The sequence below is a fragment of the Evansella vedderi genome (assembly GCF_030813435.1).
In the GTDB taxonomy this organism is placed as follows: Bacteria; Bacillota; Bacilli; order Bacillales; family Salisediminibacteriaceae; genus Evansella; species Evansella vedderi.
The window spans coordinates 22,311-45,305 of the sequence record NZ_JAUSUG010000004.1; the positions used below are offsets into that span (position 1 = coordinate 22,311).

Genomic DNA, 22,995 nt, shown 5'->3' on the forward strand with positions numbered 1-22,995 from the left:
CGTCTCATAAACCCTTCATGTGACAGGTATTACCCTCACCTTTTCCCTTACCTGTTTCATAATCGCTCTTAACCTGCCGCTAGCCTACTTCACCACTTCTCTTTTTATAAAACTCTTATTTGAATGCTAAAAAACACTGTCCTTATACTCTTCTTCTATCACTTGCAAACCGAGGGTAAAATGTTCAAATAATATTTCTTTTACAAAAGTGACTTGGTTTTTTTGACAATGGATAACCATCATCACCTCGCCCCCTTCCCCCATCTTTCTCTTCATCCTATATTCTTTTTTCCGTAATAGTAAATCTAATAAAAAGCCGAATCCCGATCCAAAAAAGACGCCAATTAATCCCCACGTTACAGGGCCTCCTGGAAGAACAAATCCGTATATGACTCCAAATAAAGAAAAAACAGTTCCAAAGGCAAAGGTCACATCCATTAGGGAAAACCCGGAACCACGAATAATCTCGCTATTCTTCTTTGGTTTCTTCTTTTCTGTTAGGGGGATGGTAAAGATATCCTTTTTACCAATCCCGTGTTTTTCTAGCTCCTTTATGGCCATTTCTAAATAAACAGTATGATCGAAGGAAGCAACAACGTTCATGTCCCCCACTCTTTCTGAAAAAATTTTCGTTTTTTGTTTAAAAGATTTATCTTGATATTCATTCATTAAATAATAACTTTGTTGTTTCGCCATTAGTTTATTATAGCTATCGCATTGAAGATAAGCGTCATACGGGGCAAAGCAATACATGGAAGGAATGAAAATGATCCATTGCACATTAACAACTTCCGTTGCAGCTTGGAAATTCCCTTGAAATGTATAATGGATAGCTGGTAAGGTGTTCGAAAAGTACACCACAATTATGAACCATACTAAAATATAAAATCCAGAGGGAAGTCGATTCACATAGAGATGGCCTAATCCTGGCATAATTAATGACCAAAACACAGCTACCCAATTTTTCCGTTTATCTAAGTAATTATTCTCTAATGCAGAAAAGGTAATAGGGTTTATTTCCGAAACTGACCACGACATATCGGCTAGTATGGCATACTTATTAATATCAATGGCCGTTCTTCTACTATCCCAAATGCCATACAAGTAGACAGGAACATATAAGAGAATCCACTGCTTATTCAGTACTTCTATCGCTTCTTCAATTCTTCCCGTAAAGGTATACATAATTGCCGTGTTAAATCTTGCGTTTATATTGACGGTAAATTCCCATAATATTAACAAAAATCCTTTTACATACTTTGATAACATCACATGGCCATATCCTGGTATTGCTGCTGCCCACCACATCACTACTGTTGGGTTCCGTAGTTGAGCAATACTCGTGTTTGTTGCGGATACAATACCCTTTTTATATCTTACTCTGCTATTTGTCTCATTAGCTCCCACGACTGCTCACCAGTTCCCTAAAAAGATTTACAATGTTATCATTTGCAAACTTTCATCATTTATCCATCCACCTCCATACCCACATCAAAAAGAAGCACCTATATGTGCCTCTTGTAATATGTTTTTATATGGCTTTACTCGTATCCTTTCTTTGCTTTTAAAAAGCTTGGAGAAGCAGAAAGCGTCCGCCTGTAGCGTTTCCAAGGCAAATAGATTAACATCCTTTTATTGAAACTTAATCTACCTCAAGACTCTCCCATAAGTAGAGAGAGGCATACGTTCGATAAGGTTTCCATCCTTCTGATTTCTCCACCATCTCTTCCAAGGAAGGCTTTCTATCAAGCCCATAATACTTTTTCATGCCATTTTGTATACCAATATCCTGTACAGGAAAAAGATCCGTACGGCCAAGACCGAACATGAGAAAGCACTCTGCTGTCCAACGACCAATACCACGGATAGCTACTAATTCCTTAATTATCTTCTCATCCTCTTCATAGAGGAAACGGTCTAAATGGAGCTTCCCTTCGGCAATCAGCTTCGAGGTATCAATGACATATTCCCCTTTTCGCTGGCTAAATTGAAGCTCACGCAATTGCTCTACCTTCAACTCACTCACACGTTCAGCACTCGGATAAAACCATTGCCCCTCCTTTTCCACCCCAAAGGTCTGGATAAATCGCTTAGATAGTTCATAGGCAAATGCCATATTTAACTGCTGATGAATAATGGTTTTCATTAAACAGCCATACAAGGAGAAATCACAGACAAAGGGGGTTCCACGGAACGTTTCAAACAAAGAATGAAGGTCTGTTTGCTGGAAATGTTCATAAACAGTATGTAAAGATATATCCCAATGAAATATTCTCCTCAGCTCTTTGATTACTTTTTCTTCGTGCACAGCTTCCATCGTTTTAATATGAAAACGGGGTTCCTCTACTGTACCTACATGTGTTATATGGACAACAACCGCTGTCCCTTCCATCCATAATGGCACTTTTATTGATTGTTTTTCCAAGTTAATTTCATACAGTGGATCTATTTTTAACCGTTTTAACGCTTGGAAAAAATTATAAGGTCCTTGTACTATTATGTGTTCATCCATACGCACACCGCCTTTCCTAACTCTTATTTTATCATAGGGTCTCACTCTTCCTGAACTTGGCAACACTTATTTGTATTTACCTCTGCTACAATAGGATTTGCAAAATTGTTTTTAAGGGAGAGATTATTTGTGTCAATTCCAACAGATGTGGCCTCACTACAAATTATGGCCGAAGTTTATAAGAAGAAGAACCTACAAGAAATTTTAGAAAAAACGGTTCACAGCCTTGTGGAGCAAGTTCCATATATTCATTGGGCAGGTATTTATTTTTACGAAAATGAATCAGATGTACGTCTAATGGCAGCTTCCGATAACGAGAATGACTTAGTTTGGGAATCTAACAGTGAATTAAAGTTTCCTATTACTACTTCTGAAAAAGAAACAATTGGTGTTTTAATCGTTCGTACTCGTGAAGCTATCGCTTTCGATGTGACAGATGTGAGCACACTAGAAACGATTGCTTCAGCGATTGGTGAAATGGGATTTGCTAATTAATATGCTTTACATAAATGAGGCTGGGACATAATTAAAGTGTTAAAATGAAAATACGAACAATGCAATACCATAGCGTAGGAAATATACGTAGACTCCTGCGGGAGCAAAGGCAAAGGTGAGACCCCACAGTGCGTATGCACGAGGAGGCTCACTAGCCGCCCGCGGAAAGCGAAGTATATTTCCGAAGCGATTTATATGCTCCGTTCGGATTTCTCATTGATAAAACACTTTTGTCCCAGCCTCATTTTTGTTATTTCTTTATATTCTTCATTGTTATTGGCAATAAGCTTCTCTTCATCGCTAATTCATCAAGGCTTTTAAAGGTATAGCCTTCCTTTTCTAGATCGTCAATGACCTTTGGTAATGCCTCCGCATTATCGCTGGAAACGGAATGGAGAAGGAGGATGGCTCCTGGGTGGACACGCTTCATGATGCTGTCGTAGGCATACTTCCAGCCCTTTTGATTATTTATTTCCCAATCCTTGTATGCAAAGGACCAGAAAACGTTAATATAGCCAAGTTCTGCGCTTCTAGCTAATGTTCGCTCACTAAAGGTACCTTGAGGCGGTCGTAAATACCTCATATCATCACGGCCAGTTACTTCCTCATATAATTCCCTTAAGCTCTCTAATTCTTTTTTAAGACGCTCATCGGAAACGTCAGGCAGGCTTGGGTGATGGTAGGAGTGATTCCCAACGATATGCCCTTCATCAATCATCCGTTTGACTAAGTCCTGCTCTTCCTTTAAATAATGCCCAGTAATAAAAAAGGCAGCAGGTACATTCTTTTCTTTCAATACGTCTAAAACCTCTGCTGTATACCCATTTTCATATCCATTATCAAAGGTTAAGTACAGTTCCTTTTCATTTGTATCTCCAATATAAAAACCACCGTATTTATTAAGTAATTCTTCATAAATGGGCTCTGTTGTAGCCGGTTCATTGTTCTTAGCAGGGTTAAAGCTCCAATTATACTTTTCATTACTTTCTGCGTTACTAATTTTAGGCATGACTACAGCTGCAGCGATTAAAAGCATTAAGGTGAGTACAATTAATTTTGTGATTGAGTAATAATTTGCCTGCTTCAACTTCATTCCACCTTCACTCACTATTGTCTAAGAGGCCAATGAAAAGACAGGGGTTTCGTCTTTCCCATTGGGCTTATTATACTTCCAGTGCCCTCTTTGTCTAATTTTAGGTTGTTTCTGTTACGTTGTTTTTATTCTACGTTTCCCTGTTTTTTTCCAGTACACTCACATACATATCAAAATTTGCATCATGAAATATAAAATTCGCGTTGTTAATCTACTCGGAATGAGCGTAGGTCCACGACACTCCTTTCTACATAAAGAGTGTGCTACCGTTCTGTTGTTTATATTGATGGAAATAGGAGAGGATATTCCCTATTGTTTCCATAAAAATCGGTCATGTCACTTTAGACTTTTCTTTTTCATGGGCCTTATACTCTTCTTCTAATTCCGTTAGCGTTAATTCGTATAGATGCTGATCCCCTTTTTTAAATATACCCGACTGAATCAGCTGACTAATTAAATAATTTTTCTTTGCACGAATAGCTTCTTGAATAAATTTGGACATTACAACCACTCCATTTCATTTTTTATTGACTAAGCAGAAATTGATAAAGTGATACCACAATAACTCTTTCTTCCTCCAACTGATTTACATTGATATGTCTGCTATAATCTCAACCAGATATGTTATGTGTTCTGACAATGTTTTGACCATTACAAAAGCCCCTTCTCATGAAGAGGCAGACATAGTGATTCTAACTCTCCTTATCTATCAAGCATACAGCTTGCTGGAATTGGCACAGTATCTTTGTCAGATCTGCTGCCGAGATTTCTTTGGGCCAGTCCCTCCATCTCTCGGGATAAGAATTATTTGTAAAAATATGGAGTTGTTAATCAATATATGAAATCATTTACGAAAAAATGACGAAATACAGGCTGTAATTTTAATTTTTATGTAAGGTTTTTTTACTATCTCCTAAAAATAAATAAAACCACTTCAAAATAATTTAAGAAGAGGTCTTGTATAGCAAAAATAAGATTCATTCAATACGCAATTGGTAATTAAATACAATTTACATTATTTTTTAATAATTGTCAACGAAAAATACCTTCCTTAAAACTTAAGCTAACCCTAACGTTGGCAGGAAATAGAGGACGACTACAATTAAAAGTCCGTAAAAGCTTAATTGTCCTACAAAATTCGTCAACTGATTTTCTGCTTTTGTTTGTCTCCCTAAAATACTGATGACAAAGCCTACAATGCTTAATCCATAAAAAACAAATTGCGGGTAAGGAAATATACCAAAATCAATAATAAATAAGCTAATTAATATAACAAAGGCAATCCATTTGTATACAGTACCTAACATTAAAACACCTACTATTTCAACAGAATTAATAAATACCATTTATATTATACCTCATATAAACGAGTAGACAAAAAATTCCCTCTCTACACGAATATAAAGTCTCCGAAGTGTGTATACGGCTTCTGCATACTCACCTAATTGGTATAGATCGCCCCCTCTTTCTACTGCTACAAAAACAAAGAAGGCCAATTCGTTACTACTACCGAATTGGTCCTTCTTTTTTAATGTTATATTAATTACGAAAATACCTTTTCCCCATATTGCTGTAAGCGCTCGAAGGATGTTTTGTCCACATCTTTGTGCAGGCTGTTACCGTGGGAGTCCATCGTTACAATAGCACGGAAGCCTTCTACTTTCAGATGCCACATTGCTTCTGGAATACCAAATTCCATTAAGTCCACACCTTCAACCTTCTTGATACAGTCAGCATAATACTGTGCCGCTCCACCAATAGCGTTCAAATACACCCCACCGTGTTCCTCTAATGCCTTCAACGTTTTCGGTCCCATTCCGCCTTTACCGATAACAGCACGGATACCGAATTTCTTCATAATATCCCCTTGGTAAGGCTCCTCACGAATACTTGTAGTTGGTCCTGCAGCTTTTACATGCCATTCGCCGTCTTTATCCTTCAACATTACTGGTCCACAGTGATAGATAATTTGTCCGTTTAAATCAATAGGCGCATCGTGCTCCATTAAATGGTGGTGGATCGCATCTCGACCTGTGTGAAGATCACCGTTAATCACGACTACATCTCCAACCTTTAGCTCACGGATTTGTTCCTCCGTAATCGGTGCTTGAAGAACAACCTCACGCGCTTCCTCTTGCTTTTCAGTGTCGCTTTCAGAAGCCGCAGCTGCCTCATCATTCTTGAAGCTGATTTTTTCTCCTTCTTTATACAGCCAGTTTTGGATGGCTCCCGTTTCCGCATCTAGCTCCACACCTAGACGTCTAAACGCCCAGCAGTTATAGGCAACAGAAACAAAGAAGCTTGCAGGTAAACGGTTCATGGAACCAATTTTACAGCCAAGAAGTGTTGCTTCTCCACCAAAACCCATCGTTCCGATTCCAAGTGTATTTCCTTTTTCCATAATATACTCTTCCAATTCAGCTAGCTTTTCGTTCTCGTTCACATCACTTACATCTCGAAGTAATTGCTTCTTAGCTAGCTCATAGCCAGAAATTCGGTCTCCACCGATCCCTACTCCGATGAAGCCAGCACTACAACCTTGTCCTTGTGCTTGGTACACAGAGTGTAGAATACATTTGCGGATTCCATCTAAGTCACGACCAGCACGGCCTAACCCTTCAATTTCCATTGGCAGACTATACTGAATGTTTTTATTTTCACAACCGCCCCCCTTAATAATTAAACGGGTATCAATATAATCCTTCTTCCATTGGTGGAAATGAATGATCGGTGTACCTGGTCCAATATTGTCTCCGCTGTTTTCTCCGGTCAATGAATCCACAGAGTTCGGACGAAGTTTCCCATCCTTCGTAGCTTGACGGATAGCCTCATAAATATCCTTTTCCATCTCCAATTGATTCGCCCCAATGGGAACTTTAATTTCAAAGGTTAACATTCCAGTATCCTGACAAATCGGCAATACGTTATCATCTGCCATATCAATGTTTTTCGTAATTGTAGCAAGAGATAAAGCTGCTCTCGTTCCAGCATTTTCCCTTTCCTTTGCTTGACGAATGGCGCGACGTACATCGTATGGTAAATTCGTTGATGTTTCCACAACTAAATCGTAAATACTTTGACGAAAGTTTTCCATGCCCTCAAACACTCCTCTTTTTCTTTGGCTGTCTTCGATAAAGTTACTCCTGCGATTACTCGTCGCATAAAGAACAAGTTGCTTTCTAATAGGTTGTCCTCGAATCCGTTACAGGCGGACGCTTTCCGCGGGCAACGCTTCAGCCTTCTTGGAAAACCACCCTACGGTGTCTTCAGCAGTTGCTTTTCCCGTTGGAGTCGCCGCCTTTCACTCCTTCGAGTTATCCCAAAACAACAATCTATGCGAAAAAAGCCTTTTCTTTTATTTCTCAATAAGATTATTATACTATGAAACCCTTTGCAGTTGGCGATGAATTTAGAATATATAGATTAAGAACATTTATGTTTATTAAGTTTATCAGAAAGCACAACCCTTTTCCTTGTAAAAAATTTCTAGAAATTCTTTTTCACAAATTACTATCCTATCATTATTTTTTATGCCATTGAAGAGGTTTCTTCTCCACTTTGTTCCTGTAAATGGGAAGTATTATTTACATAATGAAACTTGGCCTTCCCCCATTTATTTATAGAAATCTTTGTAATTCCTGTGTTTTCAATAATAAAAGGCCGCTCACATTGAATCCACTGCTCCCCGAACATTAAGTAAGTAAGAAAGATACTGATAAACCCACCATGAGAAACAGCGGCGACAGTGTCTGAATGGTGATTATGGAAGAAATAATCTAGTGTCACTGCACAACGGCTCGTTATGGCAGGAACGGGTTCTGTTCCTGGAATTCCAGATGTGAGTAGTGATTGATGCCTTAAATGGGGGTACCTTTTATATAATTCCTTTTTCTTCAATCCCTCTAATGGACCTAACCCCACTTCTCGAATAAAATCCAGTTTATTTACAGATAAAGATTGTCTCTCACCTATTGCCTCTGCCGTGTAATACGCACGCTGTAAGTCGCTACTATATACGGCATCAAACGGCACATTCCTCAAAGCCTCTCCCACTTGCTCTGCCTGTTTTTTACCTAAACTAGATAGCGGCACGTCCGCATGCCCTTGAATTATTCCATTTAAATTAGCTACCGATTGTCCATGGCGAATTAAATACAACTCCATTTTATCCCCCACCCTAATTTTATTTTTTCGAAAGACTCACTTTTGTTTTTAATGAATCAGGTTAATAAATCAAATCCGAAATCTTGACAGCTCTTTGTTTTTGGTAAGTATTAAAGCTTAAATGTTACCCAATTTCCACTTACCCTTTTCATTCGGTAACATTCCTCTTCTGTCGTATGGGCTAACAACTCCTATAACGAAGGTGGGAACTGAGCCTCTTCATCGGGGAGAAGTTCATACTTTAAAACATTAAATATCATCTCCTGAGATAAAAGCAAGTACTATCGACTCCATGAGGACCTAGGGAAATTGTTATCCCCTTTGATCTAAACTCTGTGCTCTTTTATCCTTTAGGTAAATAAATCTTATCTTAACTAAAGTATAAATGATTTGAGCCTTTTAGAAGTGAAATTCGCTTCAATGGAAGCCACCACCGAAGTATTGTTATAATTATTTGCGAAAAAATAAGCATACACTAAAAAACAAAGTGGGGAGAGACAAAAAATGAATGAAGTAATTAACTTATTACAGAATCACCGATCATTTAGGGAATATAAAGCAGATCCAGTTACGGACGAACAGCTTGAAACGATTGTAACTTCTGCCATGGCCGCTGCCAACTGGATTAACGGACAGCAGGTAACGGTAATTGAGGTACAAGACAAACCAAAAAAAGCAAAATTAGCGAAACTGGTGGGAAACCAAGCGTATGTAGATGAAGCACCTGTATTTCTTGTATTTTGTATAGATTATTATCGAGCAAAGCTTGCTGCTGAGAAAAACAATACAACAATCAAAGTCACCGATAGTGTAGAGGCTCTTTTAACTGGTGCGACAGATGTGGGAATTGCCCTTGGTAATGCCATAGCTGCAGCAGAGTCCATGGGTCTTGGTACAGTTCCTATTGGAGGTATTAGAAAAAATCCTCTCGACGTCATTAAACTATTAGACCTACCGGAATATGTTTTCCCCATTTCTGGACTCGTTGTAGGTCACCCAAAGAATGATTCGGCCACAAAACCACGACTTCCCCTTGAGGCTGTTTATCATAAGGAACAGTATCATAAGGAAAATCTGGAATATCTGATCAATCAATATGATGAAACGATGGAAAACTATATACGGGAGAGAACAAATGGTGCCCAATCGCGAAATTGGTCCAGTGGCGTTGCCAATTTTTACTCCAATGCATATAAGGGATTTTTAGATGTATCATCAGCCTTGAAAAAACAAGGGTTCCATAATGATTAAATAAAAAAGCTTAATGAGGGTGTCCTATAAGTTGGGTGCGTCTCAAAAGGTGATACACCCTTGAGACGCACTCGATTATTCCATATTCCATTCATGACGATACTCCTTACATTTTGCCTCTATTTCATCCAGCATGGCAATAAGCTGGTCAATATCCTCAACCCCGGCTTTTTCCGGATCAATAGCATCGAGCATCATTACAATTTGATCCATCCTTTCATGAAGTCGGTTCATTTTCTCTTCCTGTACCTTATTCATTTTACTGCTCCTTTCTTATGCAACGGGAACCTCTATGTATATGCTTCCCCATTCTAACAAACATTTTTCCTCTGTCAACGGTGCATGTTCTTTTTTTCTAGTGGAAAAAAATTGTACTCGATTTTTCTTATTCTATCTATTCTAAATTGGCCTGTGTTCGTGTATGATAAAAAATGGTATTTTCTTTTAATTGTAAAAGGAGTTTTTAATATGAACTTACGGAAAATCAGCCCTTCCTACGACCCATGGGAGGCTTATTTAGATCAAGAAGAATATGGAGAAGCCCGTCTAACCAATGTGGAGTTTACAACGACGAACCTATGTAATATGCGCTGTGAGCATTGCGCCGTCGGGTATTCCTTACAAACAAAGGATCCCGCTCCATTACCTATTGAACTATTAATCAAACGCCTTGATGAGGTTCCAACCTTAAGGGCACTGAGCATTACAGGTGGAGAGCCAATGATGTCCATGAAATCCGTTAAAGATTACGTGGTTCCATTACTCCGCTATGCCCACAAACGTGGGATCCGTACGCAAATTAATTCTAATTTAACTATGCCAATAGACCGTTATGAGTTAATTATTCCTTACTTAGATGTCCTACATATTTCCCATAATTATGGAAGTGTCGATGATTTCGTAGAAATTGGGTTTGCCGTGATGGATCGTAAGCCATCCTACGATCAAAGAAAAGCTTATTTTGACCGAATGGTGGAAAACAGCAAGTATTTAGCAGCTAAAGGGGTAATGGTTTCGGCGGAAACGATGTTAAATAAACGTACCTTACCAAATTTAGAACGAATCCACGATCAAATTGTGGAAATGGGTTGCCAAAGGCATGAGGTGCACCCTATGTACCCAAGTGCATTTGCAAGTAATTTGAGCATTGCTTCCTTAAATGAAATACGTTCCGGTATCCACCGACTGTTAGATCATAGAAATGAGGAAATTTGGATGCTATTTGGGACTCTCCCCTTCTATCCTTGTAACAAGGAAGAGGAAGATCAACAGCTATTAAAAAGACTATATTCGGAAAAAAACGTAACCGTTAGAAATGATCCTGACGGTCGTTCACGAATTAACGTGGATATTTTTAATGGAAGTATTAATGTTACCGATTTTGCTGATGCAGGTGTCCTAGGGCATGTCCAAGATACGACTTTGGAAACTGCCTTTTCCCAATGGAAAAAATCAGAACTGGCAAAGTCCGTTGATTGCCACTGTCCAGCAGTGAAGTGCTTAGGACCTAATTTATTAGTAAAAGACGCCTACTATAAAAACGTGGACTTTAAAAAACGAACTCAGTTATTCGTTCATTCCTAAAACCAAAAATGGGGAGGGTGCCACCGAAGGATTACGTAAAACCTTTTGCGGCACCCTTGCATGTTTCAAGCTATTAATATAGCCTGCCCAAATTAAACAGACGATTCTCCTAATTTAACCACGTCTCATCGCCTGTGCGTTTCTAAACTATCTTGGTTGCTTTGTTGTTTGCACCCTTAAATTTACATAATCTTGAATTGGAATCCATGCTCCTATTCCTTGCTGGGTAACATTTTTAACCTCTAACCATTTTTTGTCTCCCCTCATGCGGAGATAAACCTCCCCATAAGTAACCTTCCCTTTTTCATTAACGGCAGCCGCATACGTATCGAGATAACCCATCATTTGAGGTGGGACACTATAATACCTGTCTGCCTTCGTATTATAGCCAATAACGGTAGAGAAGGTGAGTGGCATGTTTAATTTCTCTGTGGCTTTTAATAGCATTAACTGCTGGACCATTTCACCGTTTGGAACTTCCGCCGTTAAGCCACCTTTTATTCGTTTTTGCTGGTCTTGTGAGTACTGTATTTTCTTCGCTTCATTTCCACCACGGTTATCCAGCACATTGGTATTCACCTTCTCGAAGTCCCAATTGAATTTAGATTCCTCCGACTCATATGCCAACGGCCATTGTCCTAGATAAATGGAAACGTTCATAAACAAAGCTAACTTTGATCCTTTAATTGCTGACTCGTTGAACATCTTGATAAGCTCAGGGTTTTCAATTTTAATATCTGTCGAATCTAATAATTCCTGAGCCAATTCACTTGGATGAAGTCGCGGAAGATCCTGTGTCGGATTGGGATACGTGTTATCCTTTGAAATGTCCATTGCGGAATCAGGTATAGGATTTTCCTCTGTTTCTCCCTCCCCTTCTTCTGCTGCAAAAACTGGAGTTAACGTTATAGTGAGAAAAATCATTGGGAGAAGGAGATAAACTAGAGCTTTTTTCATCATTAAATTGCCTCCTTAAACACTTTGGCATCTAGATTTATTTTGATTTACAGTTAGTTTTGCTAGAAGTTGAAAAATTATCCGTTGTTGCTTTTCAAATTAAATATTTTCCTTCCAGGTATTCTATGTCACACAAAAAAAGCCCCATCGATAGAAAACATCTATCACGGAGCTGCATTTTATTAAAAAAATTAACTAATTACTTCCCTTTTCCTTCTCTTCATCATTTATAATCCTAATCTCCCGCCATTTACCAAATTTATAGTATCCGATGGCAATAAAACTACTTATCACCAAACTTGCTCCCATACCGATAGCAATTCCTTGTTCACCTAGCCAATAAGCAGCTATATAAGTTAATGGATACCTCAGCACCCAAAAGGATATGACATTAAGTATAAATATTTGAAACATAGCTCCTGCTGCCCGTACAACTCCATTCAAAACGAAGTTAATCCCTAGAAAGGGATAGAAGAATGCAATCGTCTGTACATACATTTTTCCAAAGGCAACCGTTTCTGGGTCTTGAACAAACAAAGAAATCATAAACTCCGCACTAAAAAAAATAATGGCACTAATGGTAAAAGAGACTAGTAAAATTAAGGTAAGCCCATGCTTCGCAATGACCTCCACTCGATCCCAAAGCTTAGCACCGATGTTTTGCCCTGCCATACTATTTACCGCAGAGCCTAACGCCAACGCAGGAAGCATAATGAGACTGTCTAACCTTTGGGCAGCGCCAAACCCAGCTACTACTTCTTCCCCAAAGGTAGTTACAACAGTCATTATTGCCAGAACCCCTCCAGAAATGACCATCATGGATAACCCTGAAGGCAAGCCTAGCTTGAAAATAGACTTTATATAGTAGGCTTCTGGGAAATATGGAACCGTAAAGGGTACGTTTGCTCGATATATCGAATAAATAAGTCCATATAAAAAGGCCGTTCCTTGGGCAACTATGGTAGCATAAGCCGCTCCCGCAATACCTAGATCCAATACAGCAATAAAAATAGGCGTTACTACTGCATTTAAGATAACTGCTATCATCACAAAGCGTATTGGCGTTTTACTGTCACCGAGAGCTCGGAGTACCGTAGCAATGAAGTTATAGCCGAAAACAAAGCTAATTCCAATGAAATTAATTTGCAAATAGGTTGTTGCTAATGGAAGCATCTCCCCAGGTGTTCCCATCCACCTTAGGATATATGGTGATGCAAAATAACCGATAATCCCCAGCATAATAGTTAACGTACCTAAAACCACAACAAAACCATTCAATGCAGCCTTGAGAGCCTCTTCGTTCTTAGCACCTTTATATTGTGATAAAACCGTTAATGCCGCAGTATTAATTCCAATAATAAACGAAAGGATGGTAAAAACAATCGTCCCTGAAATGGCAATGGCACCAAGTGCATTGGCGCCAAGAAGATTTCCAACCCAAAGGGAATCAATAATCTGATAGGATACTTGAAGGAGATTCGTGAGTAAAATAGGCCCTGAAAAAATAATCATTTTCTTTAGAATATTGCCTTCTGTGAAGTCAAGCTGTTTTTCACTCATTCCATTCCCTCTTTTATTGGATTGTAAAGGTTTCTGTTAGTTCAATGGAGTCAATAACCGTTTGAGCCATAGGGCAATTTTTTTGCGCTAAAACAACTGCTTTTTCAATCTTAGCTTCATTTAAATTCTCTCCGCTGATGGTATAGTGCAAGTGAATTTTCGTAAGCTTATTAGCAGCATCTGGATCCCTCGTAACATCGGCATCTACGGTCATGTGATAAATCGTCATTCGCTGCTTTTCTAAAACCTTCCGTAAAACACCTCCACTACAGACCGCAATGGCGCTCACCATTAGCTGATAAGGGCGAAAACCATACTCTTCATTCCCAGAAACCTGCAATGTTCCATATTCAAAATTAGTTTCAAACCCGTTTTCTTTCATTTCAAATCTCATCTATTATTCACGTCCTTTTTTTAAGAGTGATATTATCCTTTTATTGTACCCTGATGGTGCAAATTTCGTCACGTTATTTACTTCGATAGTATCTAACTATCAACTAAATATCCATTAATTTTCCTTGAATTAAACGAAAAAGAATTTACAATGGATAGGGATACTTAAAGAGTCTGTTCAAAAAGCTCGGTTTTTGAGCTTTTTAAACAGTAGCCAAAACGAAAGGGGCTTTTTCCATGTCAACTAAGAAACAACACAACAACCCTACTTATCGTTATTGGGTCCTAGTAGGTATGGTGTTAATTGCTGGTTTTTCCCAAGGGATGCTGCTCCCTGTATTAGCAGTTATGTTAGAAACTGCAGGGGTTTCCCCTTCCGCTAATGGACTAAATGCCGCTGCGTTATATATTGGAATTATTTTAATTGCTCCTTTTATTGAAAAGCCTGTCCGGAAATATGGATATAAACCTGTCATTATCTTAGGGTTAATACTCGTTACGGTTTCTTTACTACTTTTCCCCATCTGGCAAGCCTTTTGGTTTTGGTTTATTTTAAGAATGATAGTAGGAATTGCCGACAATTTAATTCACTTCTCTACCCAGGTTTGGATTAGTGCTACCAGTACGAAAGAGAAACGGGGACGGCAACTTTCCATTTATGGGTTAGCCTTTGGACTAGGTTTTGGAATAGGGCCAATGATGACTAGGTTAATTGATGTGAATGAATTTCTCCCCTTTATGATAGCCTCTGGATCGAGTCTTATTGCTTGGGGATTTATTATTTTCTTAAAAAATGAATGGCCGTCTAGTGATTTTGAAACGGCTTCTCAATTAAATACATTAGCAAGATATAAAGAAGTAGTGAAATTAGCCTGGTTTGCTTTACTGCCTGGTTTTTGCTACGGGTATCTTGAAGCTTCTCTACACGGAAATTACCCAGTCTATGCCATGCGGATGGGATTAGATATTCATTTTGTAACAGTCATCCTCCTCCCAAGCTTTGTTTTTGGAAGTTTAATAACCCAGCTTCCTTTAGGAATCTTAAGTGATAAAATTGGCCGAAGCCGTGTTTTAAGGAGTCTTCTGTTCATTGGATTTATTCTTTTCTTTACCATGACCTTCGTTGAGCATATTCCATGGGCACTATGGAGTTTATTCGCTGTAAGCGGTATGCTGCTTGGCTCATTATTTTCTTTAGGAATTGCCTATTTAGCCGATTTGCTGCCATCAAATTTATTACCTACCGGAAATGTTATGATCGGCGTTCTGTTTGCTGTTGGCAGCATGATTGGGCCAATGGTCGGTGGATGGTTGATCGGGGTTGTAGATCAAGGAGCCATTTACTATTCCATAAGCGGAATGCTGTTAATGATGGTGGTCTTAGGCATTATATTTGAATATACAAATAAGAAGCAGCTTCAAAAAGTAAGAAAAGCCGCATCTTAAACGGAAAGTTCAGAACAAAAGCGCAATGCGCCAAAAAAGTGCGGGACCGGGTCCCGCACTATTTCTTTTTGAACAGACTCTATTATTGAAATACTTGTTCCAATACTTTAAAGGAATCGGAATTTTTTAAGTTTTTATTAACAGAGCGATCTATTTTCACTCGAAGCTGCCCTTGTAAGATCTTTACCTTTTCCGGTTCACCTACTAAATAAACGGACTGCCATTTACGATCTCGATACATCTGTTCAATATTAGAGGCGATTTTTTTATAAAATCGATTTAAATTTTCGTCTAAACGGTGTTGATAATCATCCACATGATTGGCACTGGATGCCATTCTGTCGGAGGATGCGGTCCCCTCTTTTAATCTCCAATTCTCACTTTCTGGATCAAATTGATAAATATTTGTTCCCTTTATTTCTCCTAAATCAATATCAATAATTTTAATTACATCTCTATTCGGCATGATAATAGCACTTTTTGGAAAGTCTTGTTGAAGCTTTGTAAGCTGGTCAAGGACTGGCGCATTTTCCCAGTGGAAATTAGTTTCTACTGGGAGTTGTAAGTAGTGGACAGACCATAAATCCTGTTCTTCGGAAGCAAATATAACTACACTTTTCATAAGCTGCGATTGGTTACCCTTTATCTCTTTTTCCACTTTTCTTCGAAGCTTCTTATATACTTTAAGCTGCTTTTGATCTCCTGATGCAATTAAGTATTCTTCCAGTCGCTTCAAACCATTTTTTAAGCGTATTTTCCATTCACCTTTTCGTTGATTCTGGTTTGCCCGATCCGTGTTCAAATAAACTGACAACACACACTTCCCCTCACTACACTGGAAATTCCTTAGGTTTTCCAATTCCTTGGCCAATGCCATATAGACATTCCTCCTTTTAAAGCATGTACAAGTATTTATCCTTTTTTTAATACCGTTAAACCTACATTTATTTCTACTGAATATGTACTTTGGGGAAATGGATAATATGCGTGACCACTTAGCATTTTGTAAAAATTTATTTATTTGCTTCGAGAGGGGAAAAGAGGGAATGAAATTTTTGACAAAATAAAAGGATGATCACATCCCCTGCGATCATCCTTTTATTGGATACAAAGCTTGTCCTTCACACCTTCACTGTAGAAGCTGTTCATCATCTGAGGAAGGGACAACCTCATCAAGGTCCAGCTTTTCCTCATTCTTCAGCTTTGTAGTTATAGCTTGAAACTCATCCTTTGATTCCTGCAAAGCCTTTAACAATTCCTGTGTATGACTTTTCATGTGTTGCGAGGTCTCCACAAGGGTTTGAATATCATCTGTTGCTTCTTCAACGATGGTAGCAATCCTTTCGCTGGACGCTTTCATTTGTTCCATAAACGGCTCCCGATTCTCTTTTATAACCTGTATCCAATGCTTTGTTTTTTCCGTACAACCGCTGACACTATCTTTAATCTTTGTTCGCGCTTTTTTATTCGCCAAAACATAAATGGAACCTGCTGCAACACCGATGACGATTCCTCTCCGAAACCAGTTCGTTTTTTTACCCTCTTCTTTTTCCATCTTGTTCTACCCTCCATTAACACCAAAGTGTTCTCTTATTTCATTTTACCAATTTATAGAGGGAACAAACAAACACAAACAATTTTTTGATAAAAATGAATGATTAATCATTCATTATATAGCTTAAATTACTTTATATTTCACTATTCTGTCCTGTTCCAACTGTTTTATTTCTCCTCTTGATTCTAATAAATCTAAGTGTCCTAATGTTTCAGAGAATGTTAGGTCTGGCTGCTGTTGATAAATATGTCCGTACTTCCTTTTACACAATTCGAAACAAGTAACTATTTCATCCCTCATTAACTCCTTAAATTGTACTGCCTTTCTATCTTGATCCCTTAATCTGCTATCTATTAATGATTTCGGATCCGTAATAGCTACCCCATGGCCAGCATAGGCTACTTTGGCCATTAAACATTTCTTGAGAGAGTCCCGATATTGAAGTAATGTTTTCGGTCTATCCTTTTCTCCTGGATACGGTCCTTCAATAATTGCATTAGAGGATATATGCTCAATAAGATGATCCCCTGCAAGCATAACCCCATCCAATTCTCTATAAAGGGAGATGTGACTTTGTGCATGGCCAGGGGTTTCTAGTACTGTCCAGTCAGGTAGACCTTCAATCATATCCCCTTCCTTTAATTCTTTATCCACATAACCATTAGCAGAAAAATTCAAGTAACCCCTTTTTCTTTTTTCAATGGCCTTCACCAAATCTGCAGGTACCCCATGAGAAGTATATAAGGCTTGATAAAATGAATGTAAAGTATTAAAAAAGTCTCTTTCTTTACTTATCCATGGTTTCACCTTTGGATGGGCGTAAACTTTAGCATTCGGTAAAAATTCTTCCAAAAGTCCAATATGGTCAGGGTGATGATGTGTCAAAATAACAACCTCAATATCTTCAAATTGAAGCTTTTTTTCCTTGAGATGCCCTTTAAGAACATCATACGCCTCTTCCGTTTTAGGACCTGTATCCACAAGTGTTAATGCATCTCCCTCAATTAAATAGGTATTGACTGGTCCCACTAAAAAGGGAGTAGGTACTGTCATTTGATATATATTTTTTGTTAGTTGTTCCATTGTACTAGTCATAAAACCTCCTTCACCACTAAAAGAATGAATGTTCATTCATTTCTATTTTCTCCTATTGTATCTTATTTTTTGTAACTTGTCATGATCAAGTTATCCACACAGAAAGTTATCCACACACTTGTTAACAATGTGGATTACTCTACCTATACTTTACAAACTACTTTTCTTTAAGTTCATTCTATTTTTGTGGATAAAAACAATTTGGATGTGGATAATGTGGATAATTAAGTGAATAACTTATAAATTAGGGTACTAGATGTGAATATTGTTGTGGATAAATTCAGTTGTTGTGATAGAGTTCTAATAGAATAAAATTTAATAAGTGCATATGTGTTTGTTCATCCACAATAAAGGGGTATACATAAGTAGCATATATCGGCGGTAAAAGGTATACCAATTGAACAAATAGTTTGACTATTTTGGCTTTTCGTAATAGAATTTCTCTTATCCCCTCCTCTAAGGAATCTGGGATATTAAAGGTTGGGGCATCAACTTCAGGGAAACTCCCGGTCAATTGATGATAAATGTGCTTTAAGGTATAAAATTGTACCCTTTCATCCTGTATCATCCTATCAAGTAGTTCTTCATGTGTTTCATTTTTTGCCAATACTTTTAAATAATCAAACAACAGTTCATCTGTACTTTCTCTTTTTACAATTTCTTTTATTATTTGGAGCACTACCTCCAAATTTTGCTGTCTTACGTTGTTCCAATAATAATCAATTGTAATCAAATAGAGCACCTCCATACCAGCTTTTTCGTCTTTAATAAATATATGTTATGAAAAACCATTAAGCACAAGAAAGTTCATGAATTTGTAACAGGTTTCACAGTTATAGATAGTAAAAAAATAATATAATTAAATTGAAAGAAAATTTTGATTAAAGGAATGATCTTACATGAGAAAGCGTTTAAATAAAACTTTTGAGGAATTAGTTCTTGAAAATAAAGAAATGTTACTAAAGGATGATAAAGCACTAAGGGAGATTGAAAAGAAAGTGGATGAAAAAGCCATGAAAAAGGGCCGAGAATTAATTAAGGCATAATTTCTTTCTTTAAACCATTAATTCATTAAATACAATGGCAAAAATGATTTTTAACAATCGATAGACCTCAACCTTAATTAAGTCTAAAAGTCTACCTCTCCATGGGGAAAGGTAGACTTCTTTATTAGCTTTGATATTGTTTTAATAGATAATTTAGCTTAAGTGCCAGTGCAAGATCTCCTTGGACCTTCAACTTCCCACTCATATAGGCAACCGTTGGATTCAAATCTCCTTCCGCTAGCTTTAAAAAATTTTTATCGTTCATTTTTATCGTAATTTTTGGTTCTAAATCTTCCGACTTTGTATATTCTGCTGAATTACCAGAAAGCTTTAATTGGTATATTCCCCCATCTTCTCCATCAAGGTTAAATTGATATACTACGTCTAATCCTTCTAAATGACTTGGATCCTCATTTATTTTTTCCGTTAACAAATAAAATTTTTCTTTTACTCCCATAGTACTTCCACCTTCCGTAATTAATGATTGAGCACTCATTCATTTATATATTATATAAAGTTCTTCCATTTCCTTCTTAAAAATAATATTTATTCTCGTTGCAAAAAAACTTGCTGGAGTCACCGCCTTTCACTTCTTCGGGTTATCAAAAGAACAACATCCTTTACGAATATCTAGAATTCAGCAGGGAATTTTTCTTTAACCAAGAATTTATTATATAGATTATGATTTTACTGACAGGGGGAGACAGAATAGATGAAAATACGAAAACTACAACGATCAGAAATAGATATCAGTATTGAAATGTCGGAATATTCCTTCCAATATGAACTATCTGAGGAAGAAAGAGAAGAACGGAGGAGGAATATCTCACCGGAAGATAGCTGGGTTGTGGAGGATGATGGAAAAATCCTTGCCAAAGCAACTGTGCTGCCTTTAATGGTACACTTCCAAGAAAAGCAGGTTTCAATGGGTGGTGTTTCAAGTGTAGCCACTTGGCCAGAATACCGGCGAAGTGGCTTGGTAAAAGACCTTTTATTTCAATGTTTAATAGAAATGAAGGAAAAAGGTCAGCTCCTATCCTTTCTTGCCCCCTTCTCTATCCCATTTTATCGGAAGTTTGGCTGGGAACTGTTTGCAGAAGAGCAAAAGCTAACCTTAACAAAGGAACAACTGCCAGTGCGGAAGCCCACTGCCGGTTCCATAAAGCGTGTAGAAAAGGATTACCAGGTTATTAGACATGTTTATGAGGAATGGGCCAGTCGTTTTAACGGGACGCTCATACGGGATGAAAAATGGTGGAAACGGTTAATTTCAAGGGATAAAAAGGACCATCTTGCCATTTATTATACACAAGAAGGGGATCCAAAGGGCTATATGTTTTACCAAATAAAGTCCCAAACTTTGACAATCGATGAGTTGATTTGGTTAGACCCAGAATCTCGAGATGGTCTTTTCACATTTATAGCAAATCATGATTCCATGATAGATAAGGTTGTTTGGACAACTACACCAAACGATGGGATACCATTTTTACTTCCTGACCCAAAAGTGGAACGGGAAATTATCTCCTATTTCATGGCTAGAATTGTGGATGTAAAAGAATTTTTAAAGGTTTACCCTTTCCAAATGGAGGAAGGTAGTTCCCCTATTATTCTTCATTTAACAGATGAGTTTTGTTCATGGAATGATGGAACATACTTTATTGAAATGAAACAAAATCAAATAAAGACTAACTTTTTCTCTACCAAAGGGAGTTCGGGGGCTAACTGTCAGCATCCACCTAAAAAGGGAATTCGCCTTTCTATCCAAACCCTCACAGCCCTTTTATTCAATGCTCAGTCAATGGATGTCCTTTACAGAGAAGGTCTCGTATTAGGGGAAGAAGAACAGGCAAAAAAGTTAGAAAATGCTATAAAAAGTGGAAAACCATTTATTTATGATTTCTTCTAAGAAGGAGAATGCAAATTTTTTTACCCTATAATATATAATAAAGAGGCTGGGACATAACTAAAGTGTTTAGATGCCGCCCGCGGAAAGCGAAGTAAATTTCCGAATCGATTTATATGCTTCGTTCGGAATTCTCATTGACAAAACGCTTTTGTCCCAGCCACTTTTAATGACTAAATCACAGAATGGACTTATTTTTCTGAATGGATAAATTCTTTCTCAACAGGAAGTTGTAAACTAGATACCATGTTGTTAACGGCACTAAACAGAGCTTTTACTGATGATGTCATAATATCAGAGTCAATTCCGCACCCCCAATATACAACACCATTCTTTGCGGTAATTCCTACATAAGATACAGCGTTTGATCTTGAGCCTATTTCTAGCGCATGCTGCTTATAGACCAAATCCGTATAGTCAATACCCAGATTGGATTGAAGAGCGTTGCTGATAGCATCAAGTCTTCCATTTCCCACACCAGAAAATTCATGTTCTCCATTATTCATCCGGATCGATACAATCGTTTCGTAATGACCATTTTGCGTATATTTGTAACGGTTAAATTCAACAGGGGTGTTAATATTCACATATTCGTTGATAAAAATATCATAGATTTCATTCGGCATAAGCTCCTTGTGCTTGTGATCTGAAACATTTTTCACACTATATCCAAAACTCTCACGCATTTCGGAAGGGAGATCAATTCCATATTTTTGCTGAAGGATATAACCGATTCCCCCCTTACCGGATTGACTGTTAATTCGGATGATATCTCCTTCATATTCTCTTCCAATATCCATAGGATCGATTAATAGATAAGGTACAGACCAATCCTTCCGTTCTTCTTCCTCGCGCCATTTCATACCTTTGGCAATGGCATCTTGATGGGAACCTGAAAATGCAGTAAAGACAAGTTCACCACCATATGGATGTCTTTCGTGAACCTTCATTCTTGTTAATTTTTCATATTTGGAAATAATGGAAGGGATATTTTCAAAATTCAGCTTTGGATCCACCCCGTGTGAAAACATGTTTAATGCAAGTGTTACGATGTCCACGTTCCCTGTTCTCTCTCCGTTTCCAAACAATGTTCCTTCGACTCTTTGCGCTCCGGCAAGCATCCCTAGCTCAGCATCTGCTACTCCAGTTCCTCTGTCATTGTGTGGATGTAGTGATAGGATTACCTTATCTCGATAGCTTAGATTGTCACTCATATACTCAATTTGACTTGCGTAAACGTGAGGCATGGACATTGATACAGTAGCTGGTAGGTTGATAATTACCTTGTTATCCACTGTCGGCTGCCAAATATCTAGTACCTGGTTGCAAATTTCAAGGGCAAACTCCATTTCAGTACCTGTGAAGCTTTCCGGAGAATATTGAAATTGGAAATTCCCTTCGGTTTCAGCAGCATATTTCTTAAGCATTTTTGCCCCAGTTACAGCAATACCAATAATTTCTTCTTTAGATTTTCTAAATACTTGCTCACGCTGTGCCACAGATGTGGAATTATATAAGTGCACCACTGCTTTGTTTGCACCCTGTAATGCTTCAAAGGTCTTTTTTATAATATGTTCTCTTGACTGTGTTAAAACTTGAATCGTCACATCATCCGGAATCAAATTCTCTTCAATTAATGTACGTAAAAAAGCAAATTCGGTTTCCGAAGCAGCTGGAAAACCTACTTCGATTTCCTTGAAGCCTACTTGTAAAAGCAACTGAAAATATTCTAACTTTTCCTCTAGACTCATTGGGACGACCAAAGCCTGGTTTCCATCACGAAGATCCACACTACACCAAGTAGGAGCTTCTGTAATATACTCCTTTTCTGCCCATTTCAAGCTTTGTACTGGGGGCATAAAGTAACCTCTAGAATATTTATCGATATTTTTCATTCTGACTCCCACCCTTTATTTATAATTGTTTGTATTTATTTAA

General features: G+C 37.9%; 23 protein-coding genes and 1 riboswitch. Of the genes, 6 read left to right on the plus strand and 17 right to left on the minus strand.

Annotated elements, in window-relative coordinates; genetic code table 11:
• Window positions 1-126: 126 nt before the first annotated feature.
• Together J2S74_RS06405 and J2S74_RS06410 are read right to left on the minus strand one after the other, a co-directional pair.
• Window positions 127-1,407 carry a hypothetical protein gene (locus tag J2S74_RS06405; RefSeq protein WP_307323221.1) on the minus strand — a complete coding sequence of 427 codons (1,281 nt, stop codon included), beginning with the start codon at window positions 1,405-1,407 and terminating at the stop codon, window positions 127-129.
• 235 nt (window positions 1,408-1,642) lie between these two features.
• Window positions 1,643-2,512 carry a DNA-3-methyladenine glycosylase family protein gene (locus J2S74_RS06410; protein WP_307323224.1) on the minus strand — a complete coding sequence of 290 codons (870 nt, stop codon included), beginning with the start codon at window positions 2,510-2,512 and terminating at the stop codon, window positions 1,643-1,645.
• 129 nt (window positions 2,513-2,641) lie between these two features.
• Here J2S74_RS06410 and J2S74_RS06415 point away from each other — a divergent pair, with 129 nt between their 5' ends.
• Window positions 2,642-3,007, plus strand: a complete 366-nt coding sequence (locus J2S74_RS06415; protein ID WP_307323226.1) for a GAF domain-containing protein — start codon at window positions 2,642-2,644, stop codon at window positions 3,005-3,007.
• Window positions 3,008-3,257: 250 nt separating this feature from the next.
• On the opposite strand, the gene pdaA is transcribed toward J2S74_RS06415, so the two are convergent.
• From pdaA to J2S74_RS06440, 5 genes are all read right to left on the minus strand, one after another.
• The gene (pdaA, locus tag J2S74_RS06420) at window positions 3,258-4,043 is read right to left on the minus strand and encodes a delta-lactam-biosynthetic de-N-acetylase (protein ID WP_370875980.1); all 786 of its coding nucleotides are present in this window, start codon (window positions 4,041-4,043) and stop codon (window positions 3,258-3,260) included.
• A 388-nt stretch (window positions 4,044-4,431) separates the two neighbouring features.
• A complete protein-coding gene (fbpA, locus tag J2S74_RS06425) occupies window positions 4,432-4,602 on the minus strand; it encodes a Fur-regulated basic protein FbpA (protein WP_307323228.1) in 171 nt (56 codons plus the stop codon).
• 197 nt (window positions 4,603-4,799) lie between these two features.
• Window positions 4,800-4,904: riboswitch (SAM riboswitch) on the minus strand.
• A 254-nt stretch (window positions 4,905-5,158) separates the two neighbouring features.
• Entirely contained in the window at window positions 5,159-5,446 is a 288-nt protein-coding gene (locus J2S74_RS06430) for a hypothetical protein (protein ID WP_307323230.1), read from the minus strand.
• 197 nt (window positions 5,447-5,643) lie between these two features.
• A complete protein-coding gene (locus tag J2S74_RS06435; protein WP_307323232.1) occupies window positions 5,644-7,194 on the minus strand; it encodes a fumarate hydratase in 1,551 nt (516 codons plus the stop codon).
• 434 nt (window positions 7,195-7,628) lie between these two features.
• Complete coding sequence (locus J2S74_RS06440; protein WP_307323234.1) at window positions 7,629-8,264, minus strand: histidine phosphatase family protein; 636 nt, start codon at window positions 8,262-8,264, stop codon at window positions 7,629-7,631.
• A 504-nt stretch (window positions 8,265-8,768) separates the two neighbouring features.
• Between J2S74_RS06440 and J2S74_RS06445 the strand changes: the two genes are divergently transcribed.
• Complete coding sequence (locus tag J2S74_RS06445) at window positions 8,769-9,515, plus strand: NADPH-dependent oxidoreductase (RefSeq protein WP_307323235.1); 747 nt, start codon at window positions 8,769-8,771, stop codon at window positions 9,513-9,515.
• A 75-nt stretch (window positions 9,516-9,590) separates the two neighbouring features.
• On the opposite strand, the gene J2S74_RS06450 is transcribed toward J2S74_RS06445, so the two are convergent.
• On the minus strand, window positions 9,591-9,773 hold the full coding sequence (locus tag J2S74_RS06450) for an SE1561 family protein (RefSeq protein WP_307323237.1): 183 nt from the start codon (window positions 9,771-9,773) through the stop codon (window positions 9,591-9,593).
• A gap of 210 nt (window positions 9,774-9,983) precedes the next feature.
• Here J2S74_RS06450 and yfkAB point away from each other — a divergent pair, with 210 nt between their 5' ends.
• Window positions 9,984-11,099 (plus strand): radical SAM/CxCxxxxC motif protein YfkAB, encoded by a 1,116-nt coding sequence (gene yfkAB / locus J2S74_RS06455; RefSeq protein WP_307323239.1) that lies wholly within the window; start codon window positions 9,984-9,986, stop codon window positions 11,097-11,099.
• Window positions 11,100-11,246: 147 nt separating this feature from the next.
• On the opposite strand, the gene J2S74_RS06460 is transcribed toward yfkAB, so the two are convergent.
• From J2S74_RS06460 to J2S74_RS06470, 3 genes are all read right to left on the minus strand, one after another.
• Window positions 11,247-12,059, minus strand: a complete 813-nt coding sequence (locus J2S74_RS06460) for a YfkD famly protein (RefSeq protein WP_307323241.1) — start codon at window positions 12,057-12,059, stop codon at window positions 11,247-11,249.
• Window positions 12,060-12,251: 192 nt separating this feature from the next.
• A complete protein-coding gene (locus tag J2S74_RS06465) occupies window positions 12,252-13,616 on the minus strand; it encodes an MATE family efflux transporter (protein WP_307323243.1) in 1,365 nt (454 codons plus the stop codon).
• Window positions 13,617-13,629: 13 nt separating this feature from the next.
• Window positions 13,630-14,010: an OsmC family protein gene (locus J2S74_RS06470; protein WP_307323246.1), complete on the minus strand. Its 381-nt coding sequence runs from the start codon at window positions 14,008-14,010 to the stop codon at window positions 13,630-13,632.
• 236 nt (window positions 14,011-14,246) lie between these two features.
• Between J2S74_RS06470 and J2S74_RS06475 the strand changes: the two genes are divergently transcribed.
• Window positions 14,247-15,455 (plus strand): MFS transporter, encoded by a 1,209-nt coding sequence (locus J2S74_RS06475; RefSeq protein ID WP_307323248.1) that lies wholly within the window; start codon window positions 14,247-14,249, stop codon window positions 15,453-15,455.
• An 82-nt stretch (window positions 15,456-15,537) separates the two neighbouring features.
• On the opposite strand, the gene J2S74_RS06480 is transcribed toward J2S74_RS06475, so the two are convergent.
• The 4 genes from J2S74_RS06480 to J2S74_RS06495 all read right to left on the minus strand — a co-directional run bounded on the left by J2S74_RS06480 (window position 15,538) and on the right by J2S74_RS06495 (window position 18,838).
• Complete coding sequence (locus J2S74_RS06480; protein WP_307323250.1) at window positions 15,538-16,332, minus strand: VLRF1 family aeRF1-type release factor; 795 nt, start codon at window positions 16,330-16,332, stop codon at window positions 15,538-15,540.
• Window positions 16,333-16,584: 252 nt separating this feature from the next.
• Window positions 16,585-17,010: a hypothetical protein gene (locus J2S74_RS06485; RefSeq protein ID WP_307323252.1), complete on the minus strand. Its 426-nt coding sequence runs from the start codon at window positions 17,008-17,010 to the stop codon at window positions 16,585-16,587.
• Window positions 17,011-17,133: 123 nt separating this feature from the next.
• Window positions 17,134-18,105, minus strand: coding sequence for an MBL fold metallo-hydrolase (locus tag J2S74_RS06490; RefSeq protein WP_307323254.1), 972 nt, complete (start codon window positions 18,103-18,105; stop codon window positions 17,134-17,136).
• A gap of 280 nt (window positions 18,106-18,385) precedes the next feature.
• On the minus strand, window positions 18,386-18,838 hold the full coding sequence (locus J2S74_RS06495; protein ID WP_307323256.1) for a hypothetical protein: 453 nt from the start codon (window positions 18,836-18,838) through the stop codon (window positions 18,386-18,388).
• A gap of 166 nt (window positions 18,839-19,004) precedes the next feature.
• Here J2S74_RS06495 and J2S74_RS06500 point away from each other — a divergent pair, with 166 nt between their 5' ends.
• Window positions 19,005-19,151, plus strand: coding sequence for an FbpB family small basic protein (locus tag J2S74_RS06500; RefSeq protein WP_307323258.1), 147 nt, complete (start codon window positions 19,005-19,007; stop codon window positions 19,149-19,151).
• Between the two features lie 124 nt (window positions 19,152-19,275).
• On the opposite strand, the gene J2S74_RS06505 is transcribed toward J2S74_RS06500, so the two are convergent.
• Window positions 19,276-19,647: an SCP2 sterol-binding domain-containing protein gene (locus tag J2S74_RS06505; protein WP_307323260.1), complete on the minus strand. Its 372-nt coding sequence runs from the start codon at window positions 19,645-19,647 to the stop codon at window positions 19,276-19,278.
• A 216-nt stretch (window positions 19,648-19,863) separates the two neighbouring features.
• On the opposite strand from J2S74_RS06505, the gene J2S74_RS06510 reads away from it, so the two are divergent.
• On the plus strand, window positions 19,864-21,060 hold the full coding sequence (locus tag J2S74_RS06510) for a GNAT family N-acetyltransferase (protein ID WP_307323262.1): 1,197 nt from the start codon (window positions 19,864-19,866) through the stop codon (window positions 21,058-21,060).
• A 188-nt stretch (window positions 21,061-21,248) separates the two neighbouring features.
• Here the strand turns inward: J2S74_RS06510 and J2S74_RS06515 are convergent, their stop codons facing one another.
• The gene (locus J2S74_RS06515) at window positions 21,249-22,952 is read right to left on the minus strand and encodes a 2-isopropylmalate synthase (protein ID WP_307323263.1); all 1,704 of its coding nucleotides are present in this window, start codon (window positions 22,950-22,952) and stop codon (window positions 21,249-21,251) included.
• Window positions 22,953-22,995: the final 43 nt, after the last annotated feature.